Source organism: Georgfuchsia toluolica (assembly GCF_907163265.1).
GTDB lineage: Bacteria > Pseudomonadota > Gammaproteobacteria > Burkholderiales > Rhodocyclaceae > Georgfuchsia > Georgfuchsia toluolica.
Map to the genome: position 1 here is coordinate 3,339,481 of NZ_CAJQUM010000001.1, position 23,949 is coordinate 3,363,429.

The 23,949-nt window shown below is 57.4% G+C and carries 30 protein-coding genes; 13 read left to right on the plus strand and 17 right to left on the minus strand.

What is annotated here, in order from left to right:
• Positions 1-5 precede the first annotated feature (5 nt).
• From K5E80_RS15790 to K5E80_RS15800, 3 genes are read right to left on the minus strand one after another with little or no spacing between them, the layout of a single operon-like run.
• Positions 6-407, minus strand: coding sequence for a hypothetical protein (locus K5E80_RS15790; RefSeq protein WP_220637059.1), 402 nt, complete (start codon positions 405-407; stop codon positions 6-8).
• Entirely contained in the window at positions 404-847 is a 444-nt protein-coding gene (locus K5E80_RS15795; RefSeq protein WP_220637060.1) for a DNA polymerase III subunit chi, read from the minus strand. Before K5E80_RS15795 ends, K5E80_RS15790 begins: the two co-directional genes overlap by 4 nt.
• Positions 844-2,361 (minus strand): leucyl aminopeptidase, encoded by a 1,518-nt coding sequence (locus K5E80_RS15800; protein ID WP_220637061.1) that lies wholly within the window; start codon positions 2,359-2,361, stop codon positions 844-846. The genes K5E80_RS15795 and K5E80_RS15800 overlap by 4 nt, the downstream gene beginning before the upstream one ends.
• Before the next feature lie 99 nt (positions 2,362-2,460).
• Between K5E80_RS15800 and lptF the strand changes: the two genes are divergently transcribed.
• Both lptF and lptG read left to right on the plus strand, forming a co-directional pair.
• A complete protein-coding gene (gene lptF / locus K5E80_RS15805; protein ID WP_220637062.1) occupies positions 2,461-3,540 on the plus strand; it encodes an LPS export ABC transporter permease LptF in 1,080 nt (359 codons plus the stop codon).
• Positions 3,531-4,616, plus strand: a complete 1,086-nt coding sequence (lptG, locus tag K5E80_RS15810) for an LPS export ABC transporter permease LptG (RefSeq protein WP_343213255.1) — start codon at positions 3,531-3,533, stop codon at positions 4,614-4,616. The genes lptF and lptG overlap by 10 nt, the downstream gene beginning before the upstream one ends.
• A gap of 161 nt (positions 4,617-4,777) precedes the next feature.
• Here the strand turns inward: lptG and K5E80_RS15815 are convergent, their stop codons facing one another.
• The 4 genes from K5E80_RS15815 to K5E80_RS15825 are packed head-to-tail and all read right to left on the minus strand — an operon-like array spanning position 4,778 to position 6,643.
• The gene (locus K5E80_RS15815; protein ID WP_246591010.1) at positions 4,778-5,185 is read right to left on the minus strand and encodes an RDD family protein; all 408 of its coding nucleotides are present in this window, start codon (positions 5,183-5,185) and stop codon (positions 4,778-4,780) included.
• Positions 5,182-5,709: a DUF3106 domain-containing protein gene (locus K5E80_RS16860; protein WP_246591011.1), complete on the minus strand. Its 528-nt coding sequence runs from the start codon at positions 5,707-5,709 to the stop codon at positions 5,182-5,184. Before K5E80_RS16860 ends, K5E80_RS15815 begins: the two co-directional genes overlap by 4 nt.
• Positions 5,673-6,065, minus strand: a complete 393-nt coding sequence (locus tag K5E80_RS15820; protein WP_220637064.1) for a DUF3619 family protein — start codon at positions 6,063-6,065, stop codon at positions 5,673-5,675. The genes K5E80_RS16860 and K5E80_RS15820 overlap by 37 nt, the downstream gene beginning before the upstream one ends.
• A complete protein-coding gene (locus K5E80_RS15825) occupies positions 6,062-6,643 on the minus strand; it encodes an RNA polymerase sigma factor (RefSeq protein ID WP_246591012.1) in 582 nt (193 codons plus the stop codon). The genes K5E80_RS15820 and K5E80_RS15825 overlap by 4 nt, the downstream gene beginning before the upstream one ends.
• Positions 6,644-6,744: 101 nt before the next feature.
• On the opposite strand from K5E80_RS15825, the gene K5E80_RS15830 reads away from it, so the two are divergent.
• From K5E80_RS15830 to K5E80_RS15855, 6 genes are all read left to right on the plus strand, one after another.
• Positions 6,745-8,466: an acetolactate synthase 3 catalytic subunit gene (locus tag K5E80_RS15830; protein WP_220637065.1), complete on the plus strand. Its 1,722-nt coding sequence runs from the start codon at positions 6,745-6,747 to the stop codon at positions 8,464-8,466.
• 3 nt (positions 8,467-8,469) lie between these two features.
• Positions 8,470-8,961 carry an acetolactate synthase small subunit gene (gene ilvN, locus K5E80_RS15835; protein ID WP_220637370.1) on the plus strand — a complete coding sequence of 164 codons (492 nt, stop codon included), beginning with the start codon at positions 8,470-8,472 and terminating at the stop codon, positions 8,959-8,961.
• A gap of 17 nt (positions 8,962-8,978) precedes the next feature.
• The gene (gene ilvC, locus K5E80_RS15840) at positions 8,979-9,995 is read left to right on the plus strand and encodes a ketol-acid reductoisomerase (RefSeq protein ID WP_220637066.1); all 1,017 of its coding nucleotides are present in this window, start codon (positions 8,979-8,981) and stop codon (positions 9,993-9,995) included.
• 212 nt (positions 9,996-10,207) lie between these two features.
• Positions 10,208-10,855 (plus strand): phosphatidylserine decarboxylase, encoded by a 648-nt coding sequence (locus K5E80_RS15845; RefSeq protein ID WP_220637067.1) that lies wholly within the window; start codon positions 10,208-10,210, stop codon positions 10,853-10,855.
• 208 nt (positions 10,856-11,063) lie between these two features.
• On the plus strand, positions 11,064-11,831 hold the full coding sequence (gene pssA, locus K5E80_RS15850) for a CDP-diacylglycerol--serine O-phosphatidyltransferase (protein WP_220637068.1): 768 nt from the start codon (positions 11,064-11,066) through the stop codon (positions 11,829-11,831).
• A 331-nt stretch (positions 11,832-12,162) separates the two neighbouring features.
• Positions 12,163-13,701 (plus strand): 2-isopropylmalate synthase, encoded by a 1,539-nt coding sequence (locus K5E80_RS15855; RefSeq protein ID WP_220637069.1) that lies wholly within the window; start codon positions 12,163-12,165, stop codon positions 13,699-13,701.
• Positions 13,702-13,877: 176 nt separating this feature from the next.
• Here the strand turns inward: K5E80_RS15855 and K5E80_RS15860 are convergent, their stop codons facing one another.
• The 3 genes from K5E80_RS15860 to K5E80_RS15870 all read right to left on the minus strand — a co-directional run bounded on the left by K5E80_RS15860 (position 13,878) and on the right by K5E80_RS15870 (position 15,270).
• A complete protein-coding gene (locus tag K5E80_RS15860; RefSeq protein WP_220637070.1) occupies positions 13,878-14,567 on the minus strand; it encodes a VIT1/CCC1 transporter family protein in 690 nt (229 codons plus the stop codon).
• A gap of 142 nt (positions 14,568-14,709) precedes the next feature.
• The gene (locus K5E80_RS15865) at positions 14,710-15,096 is read right to left on the minus strand and encodes a hypothetical protein (protein ID WP_220637071.1); all 387 of its coding nucleotides are present in this window, start codon (positions 15,094-15,096) and stop codon (positions 14,710-14,712) included.
• 21 nt (positions 15,097-15,117) lie between these two features.
• Positions 15,118-15,270: a hypothetical protein gene (locus K5E80_RS15870; protein WP_246591013.1), complete on the minus strand. Its 153-nt coding sequence runs from the start codon at positions 15,268-15,270 to the stop codon at positions 15,118-15,120.
• A 50-nt stretch (positions 15,271-15,320) separates the two neighbouring features.
• Here K5E80_RS15870 and K5E80_RS16995 point away from each other — a divergent pair, with 50 nt between their 5' ends.
• Positions 15,321-15,449 (plus strand): hypothetical protein, encoded by a 129-nt coding sequence (locus K5E80_RS16995; protein WP_281420322.1) that lies wholly within the window; start codon positions 15,321-15,323, stop codon positions 15,447-15,449.
• A gap of 133 nt (positions 15,450-15,582) precedes the next feature.
• On the opposite strand, the gene K5E80_RS15875 is transcribed toward K5E80_RS16995, so the two are convergent.
• From K5E80_RS15875 to K5E80_RS15905, 7 genes are all read right to left on the minus strand, one after another.
• Complete coding sequence (locus tag K5E80_RS15875) at positions 15,583-15,930, minus strand: DUF488 domain-containing protein (protein WP_220637073.1); 348 nt, start codon at positions 15,928-15,930, stop codon at positions 15,583-15,585.
• A 70-nt stretch (positions 15,931-16,000) separates the two neighbouring features.
• Positions 16,001-16,552, minus strand: a complete 552-nt coding sequence (locus K5E80_RS15880; protein WP_220637074.1) for a pyridoxamine 5'-phosphate oxidase family protein — start codon at positions 16,550-16,552, stop codon at positions 16,001-16,003.
• A gap of 168 nt (positions 16,553-16,720) precedes the next feature.
• Complete coding sequence (locus tag K5E80_RS15885) at positions 16,721-17,596, minus strand: substrate-binding domain-containing protein (RefSeq protein WP_220637075.1); 876 nt, start codon at positions 17,594-17,596, stop codon at positions 16,721-16,723.
• A gap of 101 nt (positions 17,597-17,697) precedes the next feature.
• On the minus strand, positions 17,698-18,042 hold the full coding sequence (locus K5E80_RS15890; RefSeq protein ID WP_246591014.1) for a hypothetical protein: 345 nt from the start codon (positions 18,040-18,042) through the stop codon (positions 17,698-17,700).
• 270 nt (positions 18,043-18,312) lie between these two features.
• A complete protein-coding gene (locus K5E80_RS15895) occupies positions 18,313-18,795 on the minus strand; it encodes a GAF domain-containing protein (protein WP_220637076.1) in 483 nt (160 codons plus the stop codon).
• A gap of 284 nt (positions 18,796-19,079) precedes the next feature.
• Complete coding sequence (locus K5E80_RS15900) at positions 19,080-19,424, minus strand: hypothetical protein (protein WP_246591015.1); 345 nt, start codon at positions 19,422-19,424, stop codon at positions 19,080-19,082.
• Between the two features lie 247 nt (positions 19,425-19,671).
• Positions 19,672-20,457, minus strand: a complete 786-nt coding sequence (locus K5E80_RS15905; protein ID WP_220637077.1) for a hypothetical protein — start codon at positions 20,455-20,457, stop codon at positions 19,672-19,674.
• Positions 20,458-20,557: 100 nt separating this feature from the next.
• On the opposite strand from K5E80_RS15905, the gene K5E80_RS15910 reads away from it, so the two are divergent.
• From K5E80_RS15910 to K5E80_RS15925, 4 genes are all read left to right on the plus strand, one after another.
• Positions 20,558-20,983 (plus strand): hypothetical protein, encoded by a 426-nt coding sequence (locus K5E80_RS15910; protein WP_220637078.1) that lies wholly within the window; start codon positions 20,558-20,560, stop codon positions 20,981-20,983.
• A 321-nt stretch (positions 20,984-21,304) separates the two neighbouring features.
• The gene (locus K5E80_RS15915) at positions 21,305-22,303 is read left to right on the plus strand and encodes an integron integrase (RefSeq protein WP_220637079.1); all 999 of its coding nucleotides are present in this window, start codon (positions 21,305-21,307) and stop codon (positions 22,301-22,303) included.
• Between the two features lie 228 nt (positions 22,304-22,531).
• A complete protein-coding gene (locus K5E80_RS15920; protein ID WP_220637080.1) occupies positions 22,532-22,738 on the plus strand; it encodes a hypothetical protein in 207 nt (68 codons plus the stop codon).
• A gap of 183 nt (positions 22,739-22,921) precedes the next feature.
• On the plus strand, positions 22,922-23,899 hold the full coding sequence (locus K5E80_RS15925) for an ABC transporter permease (protein ID WP_220637081.1): 978 nt from the start codon (positions 22,922-22,924) through the stop codon (positions 23,897-23,899).
• Positions 23,900-23,949: the final 50 nt, after the last annotated feature.

Consider the following 23,949-nt stretch of genomic DNA (forward strand, 5'->3'; position numbering starts at 1 on the left):
AGGGCTTAGTCTTCGCTGTTCTTTACATTGCCCAACAGCACTTGTTTGAGACGCGGCAGAAGATCCTTATCCGCGCTTTGCTGGATTTGCAAAATCAAATTATCCGTGATGCCGTCCATGACACGCACGACGGCTTGCGGCAGGTTCTTGTCGAGCCAGGCATCGAGTGCGTGCGCGATATCGCGGTTCAAGTCGTCATGCGGTGGTTTCGCCTGCAAACCGGTTTCGCCGACGACTTCGGTAAGCATGGGGATGTCATCCACTGGCTCGGCGTGTAGCGGAATATCCACTGCCATGCTGCCAGCCTGCGCGCGCCGCCGCTTCATGAACTCGTCAACCTTGCCGAGCACATCGGGCTGCTTCTCGTCAAAGGCCTGGTTTTCGTCGAAGCTCTCGAAATCGCTCATGAGAACCCCGCAGAAATATCCTGATTGTTCAACTCGTAGCCGCGCTCGCGGTAGAACTTGAAACGTTCGCGTGCGGGCAGCTTGTCCGGCCCGGCCTGGCTGACGATTTCCACTACTTCGTCGAAGCGCGAAAACTCGGATGGCACCTGATCGCTCAGGTTGAGCAATTGCCGATGCGCGTCGAGCGCCGCCAGCGAGTCGCTGATGATGACCGGCGTTTCCGCAGCCAGCGGCGAACCGGCGAGGCAGTGCGGCACGAAGCCGCCCGCCGGTTGCAGCCAGAGTTGCCGGTCGATGCGGTCGGCCAGCGCGGCGTCGGGCGCGAAAACGACGACCAGCTGCGCGGAGGTATCCTGGCGCCTGGCCCAGGCGCCATGCAGCCAAGCGACCGCGGCTTCAATGCGGTCGTTGGCGCCATGGAAAAAGTGAACCCTGGTCACGCTTTCTTCTTGCGCGCGGCGCCTTTTGCCTTGCTTGCGCGATTGATGAGGAATTGCGTCAGCAAGGGCAGCGGGCGCCCGGTGGAGCCCTTCTTCTCGCCGCTGCGCCAGGCAGTGCCGGCGATATCGAGATGCGCCCACTGGTACTTCTTGGTATAGCGGGCGAGAAAGCAGGCCGCGGTGATGGTGCCGGCCATGCGTCCGCCGATGTTGGCCATGTCGGCGAAATTGCTCTTCAACTGTTCCTGATAGTCTTCCCACAGCGGCAATTGCCAGGCGCGATCGCCGGATTCCTGGCCGCTGGCGAGCAGTTCCAGCGCCAGCGCGTCGTTGTTCGACATCAGTCCGCTGGCGATGCTGCCCAGCGCGATGACGCAGGCGCCGGTAAGCGTGGCGATATCCACCACGCATTCCGGATCGAAGCGCTCGACGTAGGTCAGCGCGTCGCACAGGATGAGGCGGCCTTCGGCGTCGGTATTGAGGATCTCGATGGTCTGGCCCGACATCGAAGTGACGATGTCGCCCGGTTTGATGGCGCGGCCTCCCGGCATGTTCTCGGTGCTGGGGATGACGCCGATCACATTCAACGGCAGCTTCATGCGTGCCACCGCCTTGAGCGTACCCAGCACGCTGGCGGCGCCGGACATGTCGTATTTCATCTCGTCCATTTCCGGACCTGGTTTGAGCGAAATGCCACCGGAATCAAAGGTAATCCCCTTGCCGACGAGGACGATGGGCTTCTCGTTCCTGGCGCCGCCGTGGTACTTGAGCACGATGAACCTGGGCGGTTCAGCCGAGCCCTGCGCCACGGCAAGCAATGTGTTCATGCCGAGCTTCTTCATCTGGGCGCGTTCCAGCACCTCGATGCCCAGCTTGTGTTCGCGCGCCAGGGCGCGCGCCTGATCGGCGAGATAAGAGGGCGTGCAATGATTGCCGGGCAGGTTGGCGAGATCCTTCATCAGCTGTTGCCCTGCGGCGATGGCCTCGCCCTGTGCCAGGGCAACTTCGGCTGCGGCGGCATCCTTGGCGGCAAAACTGAAGCCGAGCTTTTTGAGCGCGTTGCGTTTATCGTCTTTCTTCGATTTGAGCCGGTCGAAGCGGTACAACGCATCGCCGGCGGTGATGACGGCTTGCTGCGCTCGCCATGCCGCATCGCGTGTGCCGACAGCGAGTTCGGTGAGGAGAATCGTGGCGTCGCTGCCGCCGATTTCGTTGAGCGTTGCAATCGTTTTGGAGATGGCATTGCGGAATTCCTTGTCGCCGAACTCCTTTTCCTTGCCCAGGCCGACCAGCAGTACTCGCTCGGCAAGGACGCCTGGCACGCCATGCAGCAGCAGCGTCGAACCGGCCTTGCCGTCGAGATCGCCGCTCTTGAGCAGTTTGCCCAAATGATTTTTCGAGGCCTTGTCGATGGCCGCTGCCGCGGGCGTCAGCGTGCGCGATTCGAATATGCCAACCACCACGGTAGCGCCACGCTGCTTTTCAGGGATTCCGCTCTTTATGCTAAATTCCACACGCTGCTCCTTGTTAACTCGTACTTTGTTGGGATCAGGCCGCTGCGATCGCGAACCTGGATCAATTATCCCCGCTATTACAATTATTAGTCAAAACCAATGATCTTCCGCCGCGCTCTGTTGCGCGAGTTTACGCAGACGGCAGCGACAGTGTTTGTCGCGCTGTTTGCGGTTCTGCTGACCACACAACTGATCCGCCTGCTCAACGAGGCGGCCGGCGGCATGCTGGCTTCGCAGGCGGTCGTCGCGCTGCTCGGTTTCGGCGCCATCAACTATCTGCCCGTGGTGCTGTCGTTGACGGTGTTCATAGCGGTGCTGCTCACGCTGTCGCGCTGGTACCACGATTCGGAAATGACCATCTGGTTTTCATCCGGCCTGCCGCTTACGGCATGGATCGGACCGGTGATGCGCTTCGCGCTGCCACTGGTTCTCGCCATTGCGGCGCTTTCGCTGTTTCTGTCGCCCTGGGCGTTGACCAAGAGCGCCGAGTTTCGCCAGCGCATGGACAAGCGCGACGACATGTCGCAGATTTCGCCCGGCGTATTCAACGAAGCCGCCGGTGCGGAGCGCGTTTTTTTCGTCGAAGGCATGAGTGGTGTCGAGGGGCGTGTGAAGAATATTTTTGTCAGTTCGACCCAGAACGGCCGGGTCGGGGTGATGGCTGCGGCGCAGGGACATACCGAAGTCGCCGCCAATGGCGACCGTTTTCTGGTGATGGAGCATGGCCGCCGCTACGAAGGCACGCCGGGCAATCCCGAATATCGCGTGATGGAATTCGGCCGTTATGCGGTACGCATCGAACCGGTGGAGGCGCGCGGCATCGCGCGGACGCCGGGTAACATGCCCTTCCCCGAATTGTTGCGCCAGCGCACGACAGCAAATCTCGGCGAGATCGTCTGGCGCACGGGCATCCCTGTGGCGGCGTTGATGCTGGCCCTGCTGGCAATCCCGCTTTCCTTTGTCAACCCGCGTGCCGGACGGGCCACCAATCTGGTATTCGCGATCCTGATCTACATGATTTACAACAACCTGATCAGCGTCAGCCAGGCCTGGGTGCGACAGGGCAGGTTAAGCTTCGAGGCTGGCATCTGGGGCGTGCATGCCGTGATGTTCGTGTTGTTGCTGGCAATGTTCTGGCATCGGCTGACGCTGGTCAAATGGTGGCATTTGTGGCGCTGAAAGTATTCGAGCGCTACCTTGGGCGCCAGATCTACATTTCCACGGCACTGGTGCTGACGGCCTTCCTTATGCTGTTCGCCTTCTTCGACCTGGTCGGCGAGATGCAGAACCTGGGGCGCGGCGGCTACCAACTCGAAAGCATCATTGCCTTTGTGGTGCTGACCTTGCCGGGACGCATCTACGAGTTGTCGCCGATTGCGGTATTGATCGGCACGGTTTACGCGATGACCGCGCTGGCGCGCAATTCAGAGATCACGGTGCTGCGCACCTCGGGCCTGTCGACCGCCGGTTTCATCAAGACCCTGCTGCGTATCGGCCTGGTGTTCGTGGTACTGACATTGGCGATAGGCGAGTTCATCGCGCCGCCGGCCGAACGGGCTGCACAGCAGTTGCGGCTGAGAGCAATGAGTTCCATGGTAGGGCAGGAATTCCGTTCCGGCCTCTGGGTCAAGGACGAGCGCTCCTTCGTGAATGTGCGCAATGTCCGACCTGATACCAGTTTGCGCGATGTGCGCATCTATGAATTCGATCCCGATTACCACCTTACCTCGATCAGTGATGCAGCCAGCGGCGTGTTCGTGGCGCCGGATCATTGGCGGCTGACCAATGTCACGCGCACTTCATTCGATGCCAGCGGCAAACGCTCGCGCGTTGATCTGACGCCCGAACGGCTATGGAAGTCGGCCCTCAATCCGGACATCCTCTCCGTGCTGCTGGTGAAGCCCGAGAAAATGTCGGTGATCAGTCTTTACCAGTACATCAACCATCTTGCCGAGAACCATCAGAAGACCGAGCGTTATGTTATTGCCCTATGGAAGAAACTGGCCTATCCGCTGACTTCGTTGGTGATGATGATCCTGGCGCTGCCTTTCAGCTTCCTGCCCACGCGCGGCGGCACGGTCAGCATGCGTGTGTTCACCGGCATCATGCTCGGGATCGGTTTTCACATGCTGAATGGGCTGTTTTCGAACCTCGGCGTCATCAACGACTGGGCGCCGCTGCTGTCGGCGGTGACGCCGAGCGCGATATTCCTGCTCGGAGCAGGCGGCATGCTGTGGTGGGTCGAGCGGCGCTGATTATTGTAAGAGCGACATAAGCAAGCCACAGAGGACACGGAGGTCACAGAGAAAAAACGGAGCATTTTTGCGGTTGCGTCACTCACCCAACGGGTGAGCGTAGGGAGGCTGGGTTTGAAGGTTTTTCTCTGTGACCTCTGTGGCTAATTGTTTTTCAAGAATTATCGTTTAAAGACAATACGCGTTCCTGCCAGACGATCATGCAGGAATTGCCGGTCGCGATCGAACAGGGCCCATACCAGCCCCGCGCCGTAACAGCCGATGCTCGGCCAGATCAGCAGGAAACGCAGTATCAGTTGTCGCCAGGACGGTGCTGCGCCGGTGACAGAAGTCAGGCGGATTTTCCAGGTTTGCATGGCCAGGGTCTGGCCGCCGTGACGCCAGTGCCAGAGGAAGTAGCAGGCGAGCACAATAATCAGGTGCGCAACCAGCACCGGGCCGGGCGCAATGACATGGAAAAGCAGGCCAATCAGCGTGTGCGGCAGTACCAATGCCACGGCAACCACGCCCAGCAATAGAAGAGAGTCGTAGGCCGCGCTCGCCAGACGCCGGCCAAGGCTCGGCGTCACTGCGCCGGCACAGTGCCAGAAAGCGCCGGAACCCCCAGTGGTGCTGGATGTTTTGACGGTTTGGCGACAGGCGGGTTGCCGGTTTGCCGGGGCAGGTTTTTCCTGACGGCCTTTTCCCTGAATTTCTTTTTTTCGGATTCGGGCAGGGCTTGGTACTGTTCCCATTTTTTGCGCCGGGCTTCGCGTTGTTCTGGCGCTTCCTTTTTTTTCTTCTTGAAGTTGGCGCGCGCCGCGTCGCGCTCTGCCGGTGTCAGGCTGGCCCACGGCTTCATCTGGGTCTGGACTCTTTGCTGCTGTTCAGGCGTCATCGCGGGATAGCGACTGGCGATGTTCAGCCACTTCTTGCGCCGGGTGGTGCCAAATCCATCCCAGTCCTTAGCCAGCGGGGCTAATATTTGTTGCTGTTGGGGCGTAAGTTCTGACCATCTGGGTTGTGTCAGCGGCCCGATCGTGACAGCCGCCAGTCCCGGCAACGCAAACGACAGCGTTATTGCGGCGAGGATTGCGACGAATGCTCTAGCCATGTCTGGAAACCGTGATCCGTATAAGCGTCGATGGGAAGATCATCGGCGAGCAGGGCGCTATCGACATCAGCGTTTTCGTCAGCTTGATCGAATGCGTTCAAGTAGTAGGTGCCGGCAATGCCCAAAGTCAGGGCGGCAATCGCCACCAGCATGCGGGGGAAGCGGGGCAGCAGAATATTCCCCATGCCAGAGCCAATGCCGGCCAGGCTAAGACTTGTAGCGGCCACCTTCTTTTGATGATCCAGCGCGTTATAGCGCACCTTGGCCAGGCGCGTTGCGATGGACGAGTCAAGGCTGGCGGCGCCGGAATCCAGCGCCTGCCTGATTTTTTGCATGCCTTCCAAATTAATCTTCATAATTCCACGCCCCGTGCCTTGAGCGCCGAAGCCAGTGTCTGGGTAGCGCGCGAACAGTGGGTTTTGACACTTCCTTCCGAACATCCCATGGCGACAGCAGTTTCAGCAATATCCATCTCTTCCCAGTAACGCATGAGGAAGGCTTGGCGTTGACGCAAGGGCAATTGGGCGATTTCCTGCTCAATGATAGCAAGGACTTGCGTCTGCAACAGCCGGCCGTGGGGCGTTTCGCCGGCATTTGCCCCATCCTCGACGAGAAGAGTATCCAGCGGATGGGATTCTTCGTCGCCGTCGCCCCCGCCCAGGCTGGAGAGCAGCGTCGTCCACATCGAACGTACTTTCTGGCGGCGATAATGGTCCTTGATGGTGTTCTGCAGAATGCGCTGAAACAGCGGCGGCAGTTCATTCGCGGGACGATCTCCATAGCGCTCGGCCAGCTTCAGCATGGCATCCTGCACGATGTCGAGCGCGGTTTCTTCGTTGCGTACGGCAAACTGCGCCTGCTTGAAAGCGCGCCGCTCGACCGCGGCAAGAAATTCGGAAAGTTCGTTACGGGTAGCCACAACCTGGAAGACCATTCACCATGCAGGGTTGGTAATTACTTGAAAAACCTTGACCTAGAGCAGGCGAGCCGCTAAGGTTATGGGCTTTCTAGCGTATTTTGCGGGCGCAACAGTATATGGCAAATGACAAGTTGCTTACGGGTGCGGAAATCGTAATCAGGTGCCTCCAGGAAGAAAAGGTCAAGCATATTTTTGGCTATCCGGGCGGTTCTGTACTTTACCTCTACGACGAACTGTTCAAACAGAACAAGGTTAAACATATCCTGGTACGGCATGAACAGGCGGCGGTACATGCCGCCGATGCCTATTCGCGTTCGTCGAACAAGGTCGGTGTCTGCATGGTGACGTCCGGCCCCGGCGTTACCAATGCCGTGACCGGCATTGCCACGGCCTACATGGACTCGATTCCGCTGGTGGTGATCAGCGGCCAAGTGCCGACCGCGGCGATCGGCCTGGATGCCTTTCAGGAATGCGACGCGGTGGGCATTACCCGCCCTTGCGTGAAGCACAATTTCCTGGTCAAGAATGTGAAGGACCTTGCCATTACGATGAAAAAGGCCTTCTACCTGGCAAATACCGGCCGTCCCGGTCCGGTGCTGATCGATATTCCGAAGGACGTGACGGCGCAAACCTGCGTTTTCGAGTATCCGGAAACGATCTCGATGCGTTCCTACAACCCAGTCATCAAGGGCCACGGCGGCCAGATCAAAAAGGCGGTGCAACTGCTGCAGAGCGCAAAGCGGCCGATGATCTATACCGGCGGCGGGGTTATTTTGTCAAACGCCTCGGATGTGCTGACCCGTTTCACACGCAAGCTAGGCTACCCGATCACCAATACCTTGATGGGCCTCGGCGCCTATCCGGCCAGCGACCCGCAATTTCTTGGCATGCTGGGCATGCACGGCACTGTTGAAGCCAACCTGGCGATGCAGAATTGCGACGTTCTGATTGCCGTCGGCGCCCGCTTCGATGACCGTGTGATCGGCAGCCCGGATCATTTCGGCCAGGTCAAGCGCAAGATCATCCACATCGACATCGATCCCTCGTCGATTTCCAAGCGCGTGAAAGTGGATGTGCCCATTGTCGGCAATGTGGGGGATGTGCTGGAGGACATGCTGGTCCAGATCGATGCCATTGGTCTAAGTCGGGCCGCGCAAGGCATTTCGGCGTGGTGGAAGCAGATCGAGGAGTGGCGTGCCCGGCAATGCCTGAAATTCAAGCAGGGCAAGGACCTGATCATGCCGCAGTACGTGGTGCAAAAACTTTTCGAAGTGACCAAGGGCAATGCCTTTATCACGTCGGACGTGGGCCAGCACCAGATGTTCGCCGCCCAGTTCTACGGTTTCGACAAGCCGCGGCGCTGGATCAACTCGGGCGGTCTTGGCACCATGGGAGTCGGCCTGCCCTTTGCGATGGGTGTCACCCTCGCCAACCCCGGAGCGACAGTCGCCTGCATCACCGGCGAAGGTTCGATCCAGATGTGCATCCAGGAATTGTCCACGGCGAAGCAGTACCGCCTGCCGATCAAGATCATCAACCTCAACAACCGCTATCTCGGCATGGTGCGCCAGTGGCAGCAGATGTTCCACGGCAACCGCTATTCCGAATCCTATGTCGACGCCTTGCCCGACTTCGTCAAGCTGGCCGAGGCTTATGGTCATGTCGGTATGCGCATCGAGCGGCCACAGGATGTCGAGTCTGCATTGCGCGAGGCATTTACCACTCACAAGGACGAACTGGTATTCATGGATTTCATCACTGACCAGGAAGCCAATGTGTTTCCGATGATCGCGGCCGGCAGGGGTTTGTCGGAAATGATTCTGGCCGAGGACCTGTAAATGATGAGACACATTATTTCCATTCTTCTCGAAAACGAAGCCGGGGCGCTGTCGCGCGTCTCCGGACTGTTCTCGGCACGCGCCTACAACATCGAATCGCTGACCGTGGCGCCGACCGAAGATCCCTCCATGTCACGCATGACCATCGTCAGCATCGGTTCCGACGATGTGATCGAACAGATCACCAAGCAGCTCAACAAGCTGATCGATGTGGTCAAGGTGGTGGATTTGTCCGAGGCCGCGCACATCGAACGCGAATTGATGCTGGTCAAGGTACGCGCCATGGGCAAGGATCGCGAGGAATTGAAGCGGATTTCTGATATCTTCCGCGGCCGCATCATTGACGTGACCGATTCAACCTATGCCATAGAACTGACCGGTAACAGCGCCAAGCTCGATGCCTTCATCGAAGCCATCGATCGCGCACTGATTCTCGAAACCGTTCGTACCGGCGTTTGTGGCATCGGCCGCGGCGACCGAATTCTCAAAGTCTGAAGCTGAAAGGGCAGTACATGAAAGTTTATTACGACAAGGATGCCGACCTTTCCCTGATCAAGGGCAAGAAGGTCACTATCGTCGGCTATGGTTCGCAGGGCCACGCCCACGCGCAAAACCTGAAGGATTCCGGCGTCAAGGTGACGGTTGGCCTGCGCAAGGACGGTGCTTCCTGGGACAAGGCCAGCAAGGCCGGACACAAGGTGGAAGAAGTCGCCAAGGCGGTCAAGGCTGCCGATGTGGTGATGATCCTGCTGCCCGATGAAAACATTCCGCAGGTGTATTACCAGGATGTCGAGCCCAACATCAAGCAAGGCGGCGTGCTGGCTTTTGCCCACGGCTTCAACGTCCATTACAACCAGGTGGTGCCGCGTGCCGATCTGGATGTCATCATGATCGCGCCCAAGGGCCCCGGCCATACCGTGCGTTCCGAATACCTCAAGGGCGGCGGCGTGCCGTCGCTGATCGCGGTATATCAGGACCAGTCGGGCAAGGCCAAGGATCTGGCCCTGTCCTATGCTGCTGCCAACGGCGGCACCAAGGGCGGCGTGATCGAAACCAACTTCCGCGAAGAGACCGAGACCGATCTGTTCGGCGAGCAGGCGGTGCTGTGCGGCGGCGTGGTCGAGCTGATCAAGGCCGGCTACGAAACCCTGACCGAAGCCGGCTATGCGCCCGAGATGGCCTATTTCGAATGCCTGCATGAAGTGAAGCTGATCGTCGACCTGATCTACGAAGGCGGCATCGCCAACATGAACTACTCGATCTCGAACAATGCCGAATACGGCGAGTATGTGACCGGACCCAAGGTGATCGCGGGTGAGGCGCGCGCCGCCATGAAGGAGGCCCTGGCCAACATCCAGAGCGGCGATTATGCCAAGCGTTTCATCCTCGAAGGCCGCACCAACTACCCCGAGATGACGGCGCGCCGCCGCCTCACCGCCGCGCATCCGATCGAACAGGTTGGGGCCAAGCTGCGCGAGATGATGCCCTGGATCAGGAAGAACAAACTGGTCGATCAGAGCAAGAACTGATTGTTGCTTGACGTTTATTCAAACAGGGCACAGCGTCGCTGTGCCCTTGTCGTCTAGCGCGCAAGATTGCTAGTGTTACCACCGAGGATGTAAATGCGCAAAGGCAAAATTGATCGCCCCCCACCCCCGTACCTGGGGGGCGGGGCTACTGATCAGCTCGCTGCTCTCGATATTACAGTGGGCGCCGTTTCTTTTTACACCAAGCGCAAGGCATGAAACCTCAATATCCTCACCCGCTGATCGCCCGCGAAGGCTGGCCGTTTCTCGGCGCCGCGGTGGCCGCGTCGATACTGGTGACGGTAATGAACGGCTGGTGCTGGTCAATTCCGCTGTGGATCATTTCCCTGTTCGTATTGCAGTTCTTCCGCGATCCGCCGCGCCAGGTGCCGACCGGCGAGAAGGATGTACTGTCGCCCGCCGACGGCCGCATCGTCGCCATCGTACCGGCGCGCGACCCCTGGCTGCAGCGCGATACGCTCAAGCTCAGCGTGTTCATGAACGTATTCAATGTGCATTCGAATCGCAGCCCCATCGACGGCGTGGTGATCCAGCGCTGGTATCACCCCGGCGCCTTCGTCAATGCGGCGCTGGACAAGGCCTCGGTCGAGAACGAACGCAATGCGCTGCATTTGCGTAATGCGAAGGGACAGGACGTCACCTGTGTGCAGGTGGCTGGCCTGATCGCGCGCCGCATCCTCTGCTACGTGGATGCAGGCGCCAGACTGGCCCGGGGCCAGCGCTACGGCTTCATCCGCTTCGGTTCGCGCGTCGATGTGTACCTGCCGCCCGATTCGCGTGTCAAGGTCGTCATTGGCGAGAAAGTCAGGGCGACCAGCACGGTACTGGCCGAATTGCCATAGCGCGCATGGTCGCCAGCACTACCCCTGAGCATTAAAGAGCGCAAAGGCATGAAGCCCCGCCCCCTCCCATCCTCCCCCTCGCGGGGGAGGTGACTACTTGCTCGCTGCGCTCGTTAAGAATGAATCACTTCGTACCGCGTCTATCACATCCAACACCCGCCAACATAGCCGATTACAATAGCGGCATTCAACTCGTGGTCGAATATTCATGCCGGTGATTCCCCGCAACAAGGTATTGGCAAACCCCGTACTTCGCCGCCGCGGCATCTACATACTGCCCAACCTGTTTACAACGGCGGCACTGTTTGGCGGTTTTTTCGCCATCGTGCAGGCCATGAACGGCCGGTTCGAGATTGCCGCCGTTGCCATCTTCATTGCCATGGTGCTCGACGGCATCGATGGCCGGGTTGCCCGCCTCACGCACACGCAAAGCGCTTTTGGCGCCGAATACGACTCACTGTCCGACATGGTGTCGTTTGGCGTGGCGCCCGCGCTCGTCGCCTACGAATGGGCGTTGAAGGGTATGGGCAAGCTGGGCTGGATCGCGGCCTTCATCTACTGCGCCGGGGCGGCGTTGCGCCTGGCGCGCTTCAATACCCAGATCGAGGAGGGCGGCAAGCTCCATGACAAACGCTTCTTCCAGGGCATGCCGAGCCCGGCCGCCGCCGCGCTGATCGCCGGCCTGGTCTGGGTCATGATCGACTATGGCTGGCGCGGCGACGAAGCGCGCTGGTACGTTTGCATCCTGACCATATTCGCCGGCCTCACCATGGTCAGCAACATCCGCTATTACGCGGGGAAAGACATCAATCTGCGGCGCAGCGTGCCTTTCATCTTCATTGCCGGCATCGCCTTGTTCTTTGCCTTGGTATCGAGCTACCCCCCCGGCGTGCTGTTCGCGCTGTTCCTCGGTTACGCCCTGTCCGGTTATGTATTCTCGGCCTGGAGCTGGCTGAGCCGGCACAAACGGACATGACCAGAGTCATGTCCGTTTCCCTCATCCTTAACCTCTCTCCCGCTACGCGGGCGAGGGGAACGCCGTGAGCCGCTCCGCGGCTCTTCTCTTTATATTAACGGTTGCAGGGCCGAAATAAAGCGTTTATAGTCGAACCATGTTTGCGAATCTCCTCTTCGCTGCGTTGTTCCTGCTTCTTGCCGGCGCCCTGCTGGCGCGCCAGCCGTTGCGTGCCAAACTGCTGCCGCTGCTGCGCCGCGCGCGCTAAAAACATCCCCCACAATTCGAGTATCTGCATGGCCGGTGAAACAGTCCGCCGGCACCGCTTATTTTGGTTTCGCTGGAGAGAATCATGGCAAAAGAACAATTGATCATTTTCGATACCACCTTGCGCGACGGCGAACAAAGCCCCGGCGCCTCGATGACGCGCGAAGAAAAATTGCGCATTGCGCGACAACTGGAAAAAATGCACGTCGATATCATCGAAGCCGGCTTCCCGGCCGCGTCGAACGGCGACTTCGAGGCGGTCCGGTCGGTGGCCGAGGCCATCAAGGACAGCCGCATCGCCGCCTTGTGCCGCACCTCGGACCAGGATATTTCGCGCGCACTCGAAGCGCTGAAGCCGGCGCGCGCCGGGCGCATCCATACCTTCATCGCGACCAGTCCGCTGCATATGGAAAAGAAATTGCGCATGGCGCCCGAGGACGTCATCATCGCGGCGAAGAACGCCGTGCGCTTCGCCCGCAACGGCATCGATGATGTGGAATTCTCCTGCGAGGACGCTGGGCGTTCCGAGATGGATTTCCTGTGCCGCATCGTCGAGACGGTGATCAAGGAAGGCGCGACGACCATCAACATTCCCGATACCGTCGGCTACAACGTGCCCCGGCAGTATGCCGATCGTATCTGTCAGTTGCGCGAGCGCGTGCCGAATTCGGACAAGGTGATCTGGTCGGTGCATTGCCACAACGACCTCGGCCTCGCCGTCGCCAACTCGCTCGCTGCGGTCATCGCCGGCGCGCGCCAGGTCGAATGCACCATCAACGGCCTCGGTGAGCGTGCCGGCAACGCGGCGCTGGAAGAAGTCGTCATGGCGGTGCGCACGCGGCAGGACATCTTCCCCTGCGACACCCGCATTGACGCCACCCATATCGTGCCAGCCTCGAAGCTGGTTTCCAGCGTCACCGGCTTTCCGGTCCAGCCCAACAAGGCTATCGTCGGCGCCAACGCCTTCGCCCACGAATCCGGCATTCATCAGGACGGCGTGCTCAAGCATCGCGAGACCTACGAAATCATGCGTGCCGAAGACGTCGGCTGGAATACCAACAAGCTCGTGCTCGGCAAGCATTCCGGGCGCACGGCCTTCCGCGCGCGCCTCAAGGAACTCGGCATCGAGGTCGATTCGGAACAGGTGCTGAACACGGCTTTCACTCGCTTCAAGGAACTCGCCGACAAAAAGCACGAGATCTTCGATGAAGACTTGCATGCCCTCATGTCGGAAGATGTCGTCACGCCGGAAGACGAGTACTACAAGCTCGTGGCATCCGCCTTCCATTCCGAGACCGGCGAAACGCCCCATGCCATGATCACGCTGTCCGCCGGCGGCGCCGAGCATCGTGCCGAGGCGCAAGGCAGCGGCCCGGTGGATGCCGCCTTCAAGGCCATCGAGAGCGTGGCCAGGAGCGACGCCGACCTGCAGCTCTATTCGGTCAACGCAATCACTACCGGCACCGATGCGCAGGGCGAAGTGACCGTGCGTCTGGCCAAGGGCAGCCGCATCGTGAATGGCCTCGGCGCCGATACGGACATCATCGTCGCTTCGGCACGCGCCTACATCAATGCGCTGAACAAATTACGCTCGGTAGCGGAACGGCTTAATCCGCAGTTGTAGGGACGGGCAGTCATCCCGCAGGGACTTCCCGCGAAGCCTGTCCCCGAATGCTTTAGTCGGAGAGCGGGAATCCAGTGACTTATCAACGTCCGATGGCCGGGGCTCGCCCCGGCAGTCGCCCCCTTTTCGCAAAGCGGGTCGGCCTCTGCCACATCAGTTCCCCGACACCAGGAATCTCAGGCGGCCACCCCAAAAAGGGCACCGACTCCAGCGGTCAATGCCATTGCCAACGTCCCCCAAAAAGTAACACGCGCGACAGACGCAATCACGGGTGCGCCCCCTGCACGTGCAGCCAGGAAGCCCAATAACGCTAGAAAGAGGAGCGAACTGCCGGCGACGCCCCACATAAGTGCGGCAACCGGGAACAAGAGAACCATCAGTAGCGGCAGGGCAGCCCCCACCGCGAACGTAGCCGCCGAGGCCAGAGCAGCCTGCACCGGCCGCGCGGCCAAGGTGTCGGATATGCCCAGTTCGTCTCGTGCATGTGCGCCCAGTGCGTCATGCTGCATGAGTTGGCTGGCAACGGTTGAGGCCAGTGTCTCATCGAGTCCGCGCTTAACGTAAATGGACATCAGTTCTGCGTGTTCCTGCTTGGGGTTCGCAACCAACTCTTTGCTCTCGCGCTCCAGATCGGCGCGTTCGGTATCGGCTTGCGAACTGACTGAGACATATTCGCCGGCAGCCATTGACATGGCGCCGGCGACAAGGCCGGCAACTCCTGCAACCAGGATGCCCTGAGCGCCTGCGTCTGCTGCCGCGACGCCCAGGACAAGGCTGGCAGTGGAAACGATACCGTCGTTCGCGCCGAGAACCGCGGCACGGAGCCAGCCGGTTCGGTGCGTTCTGTGTCTTTCACTGTGTCTCATGGCGGCTACCGTGAATTGAGAAGTTGATCGCGACGATTAGCGTTAAGTTGACCGGCCTGCTGATCATCATTTAGTAGGGCGGAATAGGGGACGAACGGAATAGGGGACATATCGGAATAGCGGAATGGGGGACACACTACGATTATCCTGCCCTCAGAGCAAGTCCCCGTTCTGATGCAAGAGTGGTTTCATTTTTTGGCCTGCCCGCCTGACCGCGCGTCGTGCGCCGGCCAAGGATCTTTTCGATCTCCTGCTGGAACCGCGCTTCCCCCAATACATAATTTCCATTCGTCGCCGAGTGGATTTGATCCAGCGTTTCCGGATCAATGTGCGCCTTGAACAGTTCCCGATAGTTCTTTCGCCGTTCAGCTTCGTCGTTTCCCAGCCGCAGATACTGCTCATGCGGTGTAAGCAAGTTATTGACCTTGCCCAGAGCATTTGACTGATAGCTTGACCAGCGATAGTCGCGCGGGTGGCGAACCATGCCCGCCCGTTTCGGGTTCAATTCGATATAACGATAACAGGCCAACACATAATCTTCGCTCTGGGTCTAGCAGGGGCGGAAGCGGCCTTCCCAAAGGGTGCCTGAGCGCCGGTAGCTGCGATTGACGTACTGCACATAACGCTGTCCCGGATGCTTCATCGACAGGCTGGCGCTGTCCGCCCGTTGCGGAGTCAGCAGCAGATGAACATGGTTCGTCATAAGCACATAAGCATGGACCGCGCAGCCGAAGCGTCGCGCCAGCGCTCGAGATGCTCAAGGTAGAACAGGTAATCCGCTTCGGCGTAAAAGCAGGCGGCGCGGTTATTGCCGCGCTGGATGATGTGCCAGGGAATGCCGGGAATGCCAAGGCGGGCTCGACGGGGCATAACAACAACTAGAGGAAAGCGATGGCCAAGGAATAGCAGAAAAACGTGGTCTGTCCCCTATTACCGTCCCCTATTACCCATACGCTACCCCAAAGCCAAACCTATCGGTCAGTCTTGATTTTCGGGGGAGTCCATATATGAATTGTTAGGTGCTGCGATCCAGGATCTGCTTGAGCACCACCGCCTCATTGTGCAACTGATCCCTGGCTGCGTAAATAAGGGTGATGTTTCCTTGACGCGAAAGAGTTTGTAGCTCTGACAATGCGGGATTATTTTTCAGCTCAGCGCGATATCGCATTTTGAACTCCGGCCATTTCTCTGGGTCATGCCCAAACCATTGGCGAAGCTCGGTGGATGGTGCCACGTCTTTTAGCCAGAGGTCGATCTTAGCTTTGACCTTGGCCAATCCACGCGGCCAGAGCCGATCTACAAGAATCCGCTTACCGTCGGTTTTGGCTGGATGTTCATAAGCTCGCTTCAACATGACGTCCATGAGGTCCCTCACATGCGGCATCTAGCGTGGAGTTGAGCGGCGCCGATAGGCGTCCGTCCCAAATGATGGGTTAGCCCGACTTTGCAACGATATTGGTAGCGTGACCATCGATGCTCACCTGGTTCTTGTCAGCCCAGTATTGGCGGATACCTTCTTCCCCTTTTTTTGTCGCCCAATCATTCAACAGCTCTCGTTCGCCTGCGTAATCGAAGTAGGGAATGGACATGCCGCAGGAGCTTTGCACGAGGTCCACTGCCACGTCGAAGATCTGACGCGTGCCAGGCAGAGGTTTGAACACTGAGATAAGTTCATTCCACTCTCGGTCGGATCGATGGAGCACCTTTGCCTTGCCGTAGAGTCTTAAAACCAGAGGCTTTCCCTCAAAAGCGCAGAACATAACGGTCATGCGCGGATTGGACTGAATATGCGTTGATGTCTCGTTTCCGCTACCGGTCGCATTGAGCCAAGCAATGCGGTTGCTCCCGAGAACTACGAGCGAATCCATGCCTTTGGGTGAAACGCTAACCCGTCCAGCCTCAGTCGCGGTGCCGACAAAATATATTTTCTGTGCCTTGATAAAGGCAATATGCTCTTGCGAAAGTTCTTGATGTTGCTTACCCATGAATACTCCGGGGAGGAAAGAAGTCGGGCTAACGTTCGCCATAACCGGCGTGCAAAAGCAGAGTGGAGCGGCGCTTTTGCACGTCCGAGTTGATGGAGTTGTTAGGCATGAACTATTTACACTCAATTGCCAATTGGTGTTGAGGGGCAGCCAAGCGCTATCGGGTCTTTAGAGTGCATCAGCTAGATATCTATCCACGTTCTCTTGCGTAATCACGTCAATGCCTGTATCAATAGCCTGAGGCATCTGAACGCCCAGCGATGCTTGCCACAACATCAGGACTGACATCGAGCCTTGCATTTTTGGAATGGTTGCTGAGGATGACTCGATCACGCCTTCTTTAATGGCATCGAGTATCGGCTTGATTCCATCCATGCTGACTACTTTAACTTTGCCGGCCTTCCCAGCCTTTTTGATGGCGGTTGCGATGCCTATCGGACCGGAAGCATCGCAGCACAAGTAACCACTTAGATCGGGATGCGATTTGAGAACAGCCGAAGCTTGTTGGCGGGCAGTCTCAATGTCGTCATTGTCAATGCCACCGTCTACAATAGTTATACTAGGATATTTCCTCAATACAGCCATCTGGGCTTCGTATCGTTCTTTATGGTTTGGTGCCGTGGGATATCCCTGCATCACAGCTACTTTGCCAGCGTACCCAATCAGCTTGACGAGACGCTCGGACGCAATGATCCCCTGCTGAGAAAAGTTGTTGCCAACGCTGGTGATGCTGGCATCTGGCGATGGTGAGTCGAAGAGAACCACCGGAATACCCTGATCCCTGATGCGGTTGACCGCCGTCATATGGCCTACTGCCTCAACCGGATCTATAGCGATGCCACTCGGGCGACTCCTGGCGGCCTTTTCCAGGATCGCGTTCTGCTCGACGACGTCGACAATTGATGGTGGTATATAGTCAACCACAATCTCGACACCAAGCTCACGGCTTAGGATTTCGGCCTGAGCCTGCGCACCTTTGTTTACCTCGTCGAACCAGGGATGTGCGACTTTCGGGACAATGATGAATCGAAGTGCTCCTGCCATTTTTCGAGTCCTCCTAAAGTCAAATTAGAAGCCTAACGTTTGACATAAGGGGCGCGCTTTAGCGCGTCCCGCTTGATGGAAGGGTTAGGCGTTGGTTGCATTCATTTTTCTGTATCAGCAAAACGATAAGTTGCATGACAGGCAATACAGTTATTCATAGCAGTGCTTAGCTGTTTGATGGTGTGTTGACTATCTTTCAGCCTTTCAGCATCAATGGCAATTTCATCGAATTTTTGCCGTGTATCAAACCCCAGTTTTTTCATTTCAAGAGGGATTTTTCTAAACAATGTGCCAGGTACGTCAGCTTCTGCTGCCATTCCTGAAGATTTTGCGATTTTGGTCGCAGTTGCAAAGTCATTTATGGATACTGCGGCTAATATACCCTGAGAGTTTTGTAGCCAAGTTCGCATTTCCAGCAACAAAGCGTTGCGCTCGTCTTTGCTCAACTGGACCGCCAATCTGCCATCAGTAGAGGGTTTAACTTCCCCTACGGTAAATTTGTATGAAAACACAGCCACAACGAACGACAGTACCGCGACCAACAACCAGCTACTTTTGCAAGAATTCATATTTTTCATTTCTAGTGAGGGTTGTAGACCTAACGTCTGCAATCACCGGGCGGCAAGAGGCGGCGAAGCCGGCTGTTGCCGCTCCGGTGCATTGCATGGTTGGGCGGCCACTGAGCAACCCTGTAGCTCGTTCGAGCGAACCTGATCCTAATGAGCGATTTCGCCTTCGACGATCGCCGCAAACTTCTTCAGCTGCTCTATTTGCTTAGGAGAGAACTCGCGAGGCTCGGTGTCAACGAGAGACAGAGCACCGATGCCTTTCCCGTTCGGACCGTGGAGCGGTACGCCCGCATAAAAACGCAGATGAAACTCCCCAGTGACAAACGGGTTGTCCGCAAACCTGACATCTTTGGTGGCATTCGGTACGACCATTTCCTCAGGTTCGAGCATAGCGTGCGCGCAGAAGCCGACATCGCGTGGGGTGGCTTCGACGTTGATGCCGTGGGTGGACTTGAACCACTGTCGGTCACCGTCCACCAAGGTGAGAAAGACCATGGGCACGCCGAAGACATCGGCCACCAATTCGGTGATCCTATCGAACCGCAGTTCGCGGGGTGTGTCCAGGATATTGAGCGCCCTTAGCTCAGAAAGCCGATCTGACTCGTCGCTGGGAATAGGTGCGGGCTTCATTGCTGTTCCCCTTTTGCTGATGATCGATACTCGCGAGCATGGGCGTCGCGAGCTCCAACTGCTTGCAGAGTGGTACAGGCGTACCGAAAGGAGAGGCCCTGCGGCCCCAGTGTGAACCCGTGGATCAGCCTGATAGCCGATTCCTTATGGCCTAAGACTACCTACGACTCAGTTTACTCTGTTCCCTGCTGAGAGGGGCCGCCATCCCGTGCCGCCCAACGTTTGACATAAGGGGCGTGCTTTAGCGCGTCCCGCTTGATGGAAGGGTTAGGCGTTGGTTGCATTCATTTTTCTGTATCAGCAAAACGATAAGTTGCATGACAGGCAATACAGTTATTCATAGCAGTGCTTAGCTGTTTGATGGTGTGTTGACTATCTTTCAGCCTTTCAGCATCAATGGCAATTTCATCGAATTTTTGCCGTGTATCAAACCCCAGTTTTTTCATTTCAAGAGGGATTTTTCTAAACAATGTGCCAGGTACGTCAGCTTCTGCTGTCATTCCTGAAGATTTTGCGATTTTGGTCGCAGTTGCAAAGTCATTTATGGATACTGCGGCTAATATACCCTGAGAGTTTTGTAGCCAAGTTCGCATTTCCAGCAACAAAGCGTTGCGCTCGTCTTTGCTCAACTGGACCGCCAATCTGCCATCAGTAGAGGGTTTAACTTCCCCTACGGTAAATTTGTATGAAAACACAGCCACAACGAACGACAGTACCGCGACCAACAACCAGCTACTTTTGCAAGAATTCATATTTTTCATTTCTAGTGAGGGTTGTAGACCTAACGTAGAGCTAACCGGCGCTGCGCGGCTTTATCGCGCAGCGTCCAGCGACTGAAAGGAGCGAGGTTGAGCGCCATGTTAGGCATTTTTGGTATTAGATTGGCGCTGGAAGAACGATTGGCTTGATGTTGCTTGCCTTGTTGCAAATGACTTTGTTAAATCTATTTGCCATCCATGTGTATTTTCCAAGAATGCTGGTGTTTTTATTTTTCAGCCCGGTCTCAATTAGAGATCTCCAACAATCTAGGTTGATGCGTGTATTGACGTGGATGTTTTCTTGGTTGGCATGAATTTTAAACATCCAGAATGGGTCAATGTATGGGGCGTCATGGTCATCCTCTGCCACAAGCTGATGCTTTCTGATTTTCACGATCTCCCGATCTTCGTCGGAGCTTGCCAAGCAAAAATGCTTAAGGGAATTTTCATCAATCACGATGATGGGCGCGCCACCTGATTTGTCTTTTGCAACAGCATCGACAATGGCAGGGCCAAATATCGTGTTTCCAGAATGATACAAATTTCCGGTAACAATTGAGCCCCTGAGAAGGAATCCGTGGGCACATATGCCATTTTGGATCCGTGCTGCAGCCTCAAAGAGCCATATTGCATCGATGTTTGTTGCAGGCGTTGAAATAACTATGCTGTCTGAACAGTAAATAACTTCAGGTCTTACTATGTAGTCCGGCTTGCGGCCAGATACCTCATCTGGATCATCTTCCCCTATGTGCCTTGAAGCATCTGCGATCAATTCATCAAGTTGCTTGAAAAGCCTGAAGCACCTGTCTGCTTCAAAGAACTCACTTTTTGCATACTTGGAAAAACCGAGGAGGTCGCAGTACAGAACATGCCTCAGTTCAAACTGTGCTTTTTCGCTAATCATTGTGACGACACCATATAGAGATGCCTAACGCCGGAATTCACCCGGCCGCGCAGCGGTCCGGTGGAATGAACTGTTAGAGCGCAGGCAAACCGGAGGCGACATGAGCAAACTAGCACACAGCAACGACGCAACGATGGAAGAAATAGAGTGCAACGCACGAGATGCGGTAGATGAACCTCCTGTGCGCTGGAAGAAGGTGCACACCACAGACGAACTTAAAGAGTTCTACCGTAGCGTGCTTCCGGCGATTCGCGAAGCCGCAAGAGAACTCGGCTATGCGATTGGGCTGCACGGGTCGATGACACGCGACCTAGACTTAATCGCGGTGCCGTGGGTCGAAGGCCACGCAACCAAAGACCAGTTGGCGCACGCTATTGCCTATGTGGCCTGCGGCATTTCTCGGGAAGGAAACTACGACTGGACTGTGAAGCCAGCCGGCCGAGTTGCCGTTTCGATCCCGATTTGCTGGACGGCAGACAACCGCCCGAGCGCCGGCCACATTGACCTCAGCGTGATGGTGGCTTGATATGGCCTGCGAACTCTGCGGCGGAACCGGCTGGGTGTGCGAGAACTGCGGCACCCAATGGGAACAAGCGGACGGGCGAACATGCTGCGGCGCGGGCCAAAACTGCGTTTGCAACCCGAACGGCGAAGTGAAGTGGCAAGCGGTGTATGCCTCGACGGAGCCGGAGAAGGTGAAAGAGTGGGCGCACTGATGATGCGCTCTAACGTAAAGTCGGCTGCCTAAAAGACGGAAAACTTTCCATCAAGGCGCCGGATAAAATTTTTGAAAAATGCATTTTTGCTTTAGAATCAAAAAGTCATCATTTTTTAGTAGAGCCTAAAAATGGAAAGACTACCGGCGCGCAATGCGGCTCAGGAACCCAGGCTACTGGATCAGGTGCGGGGCAAGATCCGCCTCAAACATTACAGCTTGCGTACCGAGCAATCTTATCTGGATTGGATTAAACGATACATCCGGCATTTTGGCAAGCGTCATCCAAAAAATCTGGGGGCGGCCGAGGTTGAGATATTCCTGACTCATCTGGCAGTGGAGGGCAAGGTGGCGGCCTCGACGCAAAATCAGGCCAAGAGCGCATTGCTGTTTTTGTATCGCGAGGTACTCGAGCTTGAGCTGCCCTGGCTGGACAATGTTGAAAAGGCCAAGGCTCCCAAACGCTTGCCGGTGGTATTGACCATGAATGAAGTGCAGTCCCTGCTTTCAAGACTGGAGGGTACGCATTGGCTGATCGCCAACTTGCTCTACGGTACCGGCATGCGCGTGATGGAGGCGTTGCGGCTGCGGGTCAAGGACATTGACTTTCAGCGCAACGAAATTCTCGTCAGGGATGGCAAGGGCGCCAAGGATCGCGTCACCGTGTTGCCTCTGGTACTCAAGCAGCCCTTGCAGGAGCATTTGCTCAAGGTTCGCAGATTGCATGAGCGCGATCTGGAAGCGGGAGGAGGCGAGGTATATCTGCCCTATGCGCTGGAGCGCAAATACCCCAACGCCACTCGCGAGTGGGGATGGCAGTATGTGTTTCCTTCGGCGTCGCTGTCGGTCGATCCGCGCTCGGGGACCGTGCGGCGGCATCATTTGCAGGATCAGGCGGTGCAACGGGCCTTGAAACAGGCGGTGCGCGATGCCGGTCTGGCGAAGCCGGCGACGCCGCACACGCTGCGCCATTCCTTTGCCACGCATCTGCTCGAAGGCGGCTATGACATCCGCACGGTGCAGGAATTGCTCGGCCATTCGGATGTGAGCACGACCATGATCTATACCCATGTGCTGAACAAAGGTGGGCGAGGAGTGGTCAGCCCAATCGATAGATTGGGCCGGGCTTGAGCCCGGCCCTTTGGGCGAATGAGAGGCACTCCCTCCCGGCCTCCCTCGCCGAGCGAGGGAGGTGACTTCGGGGCTTCGCAATGACCGAAGGAAATGACCAGCGGAAATCCCTGTGGGATCCCCGTGGGAGGACGAGCGCCCGAGCAAGTGTAATGCGAGGGCCGGGCCTAGTGTGGCGAGTCCGGTAGAATGGCGCCAGAGCGGATGGGCGCTGGATTGGAGACCGACATGTCTGAAATTCATTTTGTCGTGGAAGAGGCGGACGAAGGCGGGTACATCGCCAAGGCCGTCAACGATGACATTTTTACCGAAGCGGACGATATTGCCACCTTGCATACCAACGTCCGTGATGCCGTGCATTGCCATTTCGACAAAGACAATATACCGGCCGTGATCCGCCTGCATTTCACGCACGAGGAAGTGATCGCCGCATGAGGCTGCCCCGCGATGTTTCGGGTGCAGGGTATTTACGCTGTCATTCCGGACACCGGGTTTGCGGTGAGCCGGAATCCAGCGATTTTTCAAGACCCTGGATTCCCGCTTTCGCGGGAATGACAAACAAGAATATCCTCGTGATGACTTTTCTGGATTAACGGGTATCGATCCCGGTTCGAGCCGATGCTTGCCTATCTCGTCCGCCGCCTGCTGTATGCGATCCCGATTTTGATCGGGGTGAATCTCATCACCTTTGCGCTGTTCTTCGTGGTCAATACGCCGGATGACATGGCGCGGCTGCAACTGGGCGTGAAGCGCGTAACGCCGGAGGCGATCCAGAAGTGGAAGGCGGAGCGCGGCTACGACAAGCCGCTGCTGTGGAATGCGGCGGGGCAGGGCGCGGCGCGCGTCACCGACACGATCTTTTATGCCAAATCGGTGCGCATGTTCGCCTTCGATTTCGGCCGCGCCGACGACGGCCGCGACATCGCGCGCGAGATTCGCCATCGCATGTGGCCGTCGCTCGCGATTGCCGTGCCGACCTTTGTGCTGAGCCTGTTCGTAACGGTGTCGTTCGCCTTGCTGCTGGTGTTCTTTCGCGGTACGGCGCTGGATATCTACGGCACGGTGCTGTGCGTGGCGCTAATGTCGGTGTCAGGCCTGTTCTACATCATCGGCGGGCAATGGATCGTGAGCAAGGTTTGGCATTGGGTGCCGATTTCGGGTTATGCGCCGGGGTTCGACGGCGTCAAGTTCCTGCTGCTGCCAGTGGTTATCAGCGTGATCGGAGGCATCGGCGCCGGATCGCGCTGGTACCGCACCATTTTCCTCGAAGAGATCGGCCGCGACTACGTGCGCACGGCGCGCGCCAAGGGCCTGACCGAGAACGCGGTGCTGTTCCGCCATGTGTTGAAGAACGGCATGGTGCCGATCCTGACCGGCGTCGTGGTGGTGATCCCGGCGTTGTTCATGGGCAGCCTGCTGGTCGAATCCTTCTTCGGCATTCCCGGCCTCGGCAGCTACACCATCGAGGCGATCCAGGCGCAGGATTTCGCCGTGGTGCGGGCCATGGTGTTCATCGGCACGGTGCTCTACATCCTCGGCCTGCTCTTGACCGATGTGTCATATACGCTGGTCGATCCCAGGGTGCGGCTGAAATGAGCAAATGTTCATCATTCCACGGGGACGAAGCCACCCGAAGCGGTGGTTCC

Bases quoted from the DNA above. Each gene is read 5' to 3' on its own strand.
- pssA (WP_220637068.1), top strand. From the start codon at position 11,064: ATGCCGGTGATTCCCCGCAACAAGGTATTGGCAAACCCCGTACTTCGC.
- K5E80_RS15880 (WP_220637074.1), bottom strand. From the start codon at position 16,552: ATGGGTAAGCAACATCAAGAACTTTCGCAAGAGCATATTGCCTTTATC.
- K5E80_RS15790 (WP_220637059.1), bottom strand. From the start codon at position 407: ATGAGCGATTTCGAGAGCTTCGACGAAAACCAGGCCTTTGACGAGAAG.
- K5E80_RS15925 (WP_220637081.1), top strand. From the start codon at position 22,922: ATGCTTGCCTATCTCGTCCGCCGCCTGCTGTATGCGATCCCGATTTTG.
- K5E80_RS15845 (WP_220637067.1), top strand. From the start codon at position 10,208: ATGAAACCTCAATATCCTCACCCGCTGATCGCCCGCGAAGGCTGGCCG.
- K5E80_RS15825 (WP_246591012.1), bottom strand. From the start codon at position 6,643: ATGGTCTTCCAGGTTGTGGCTACCCGTAACGAACTTTCCGAATTTCTT.
- ilvC (WP_220637066.1), top strand. From the start codon at position 8,979: ATGAAAGTTTATTACGACAAGGATGCCGACCTTTCCCTGATCAAGGGC.
- K5E80_RS15855 (WP_220637069.1), top strand. From the start codon at position 12,163: ATGGCAAAAGAACAATTGATCATTTTCGATACCACCTTGCGCGACGGC.
- K5E80_RS15820 (WP_220637064.1), bottom strand. From the start codon at position 6,065: ATGAAGATTAATTTGGAAGGCATGCAAAAAATCAGGCAGGCGCTGGAT.
- K5E80_RS15895 (WP_220637076.1), bottom strand. From the start codon at position 18,795: ATGAAGCCCGCACCTATTCCCAGCGACGAGTCAGATCGGCTTTCTGAG.
- K5E80_RS15905 (WP_220637077.1), bottom strand. From the start codon at position 20,457: ATGATTAGCGAAAAAGCACAGTTTGAACTGAGGCATGTTCTGTACTGC.
- K5E80_RS15920 (WP_220637080.1), top strand. From the start codon at position 22,532: ATGTCTGAAATTCATTTTGTCGTGGAAGAGGCGGACGAAGGCGGGTAC.
- K5E80_RS15915 (WP_220637079.1), top strand. From the start codon at position 21,305: ATGGAAAGACTACCGGCGCGCAATGCGGCTCAGGAACCCAGGCTACTG.
- K5E80_RS15870 (WP_246591013.1), bottom strand. From the start codon at position 15,270: ATGACGAACCATGTTCATCTGCTGCTGACTCCGCAACGGGCGGACAGC.
- ilvN (WP_220637370.1), top strand. From the start codon at position 8,470: ATGAGACACATTATTTCCATTCTTCTCGAAAACGAAGCCGGGGCGCTG.
- K5E80_RS15830 (WP_220637065.1), top strand. From the start codon at position 6,745: ATGGCAAATGACAAGTTGCTTACGGGTGCGGAAATCGTAATCAGGTGC.
- K5E80_RS15885 (WP_220637075.1), bottom strand. From the start codon at position 17,596: ATGGCAGGAGCACTTCGATTCATCATTGTCCCGAAAGTCGCACATCCC.
- K5E80_RS15875 (WP_220637073.1), bottom strand. From the start codon at position 15,930: ATGGACGTCATGTTGAAGCGAGCTTATGAACATCCAGCCAAAACCGAC.
- K5E80_RS15910 (WP_220637078.1), top strand. From the start codon at position 20,558: ATGAGCAAACTAGCACACAGCAACGACGCAACGATGGAAGAAATAGAG.
- K5E80_RS15860 (WP_220637070.1), bottom strand. From the start codon at position 14,567: ATGAGACACAGTGAAAGACACAGAACGCACCGAACCGGCTGGCTCCGT.
- K5E80_RS16995 (WP_281420322.1), top strand. From the start codon at position 15,321: ATGCTCAAGGTAGAACAGGTAATCCGCTTCGGCGTAAAAGCAGGCGGC.
- lptF (WP_220637062.1), top strand. From the start codon at position 2,461: ATGATCTTCCGCCGCGCTCTGTTGCGCGAGTTTACGCAGACGGCAGCG.
- K5E80_RS16860 (WP_246591011.1), bottom strand. From the start codon at position 5,709: ATGGCTAGAGCATTCGTCGCAATCCTCGCCGCAATAACGCTGTCGTTT.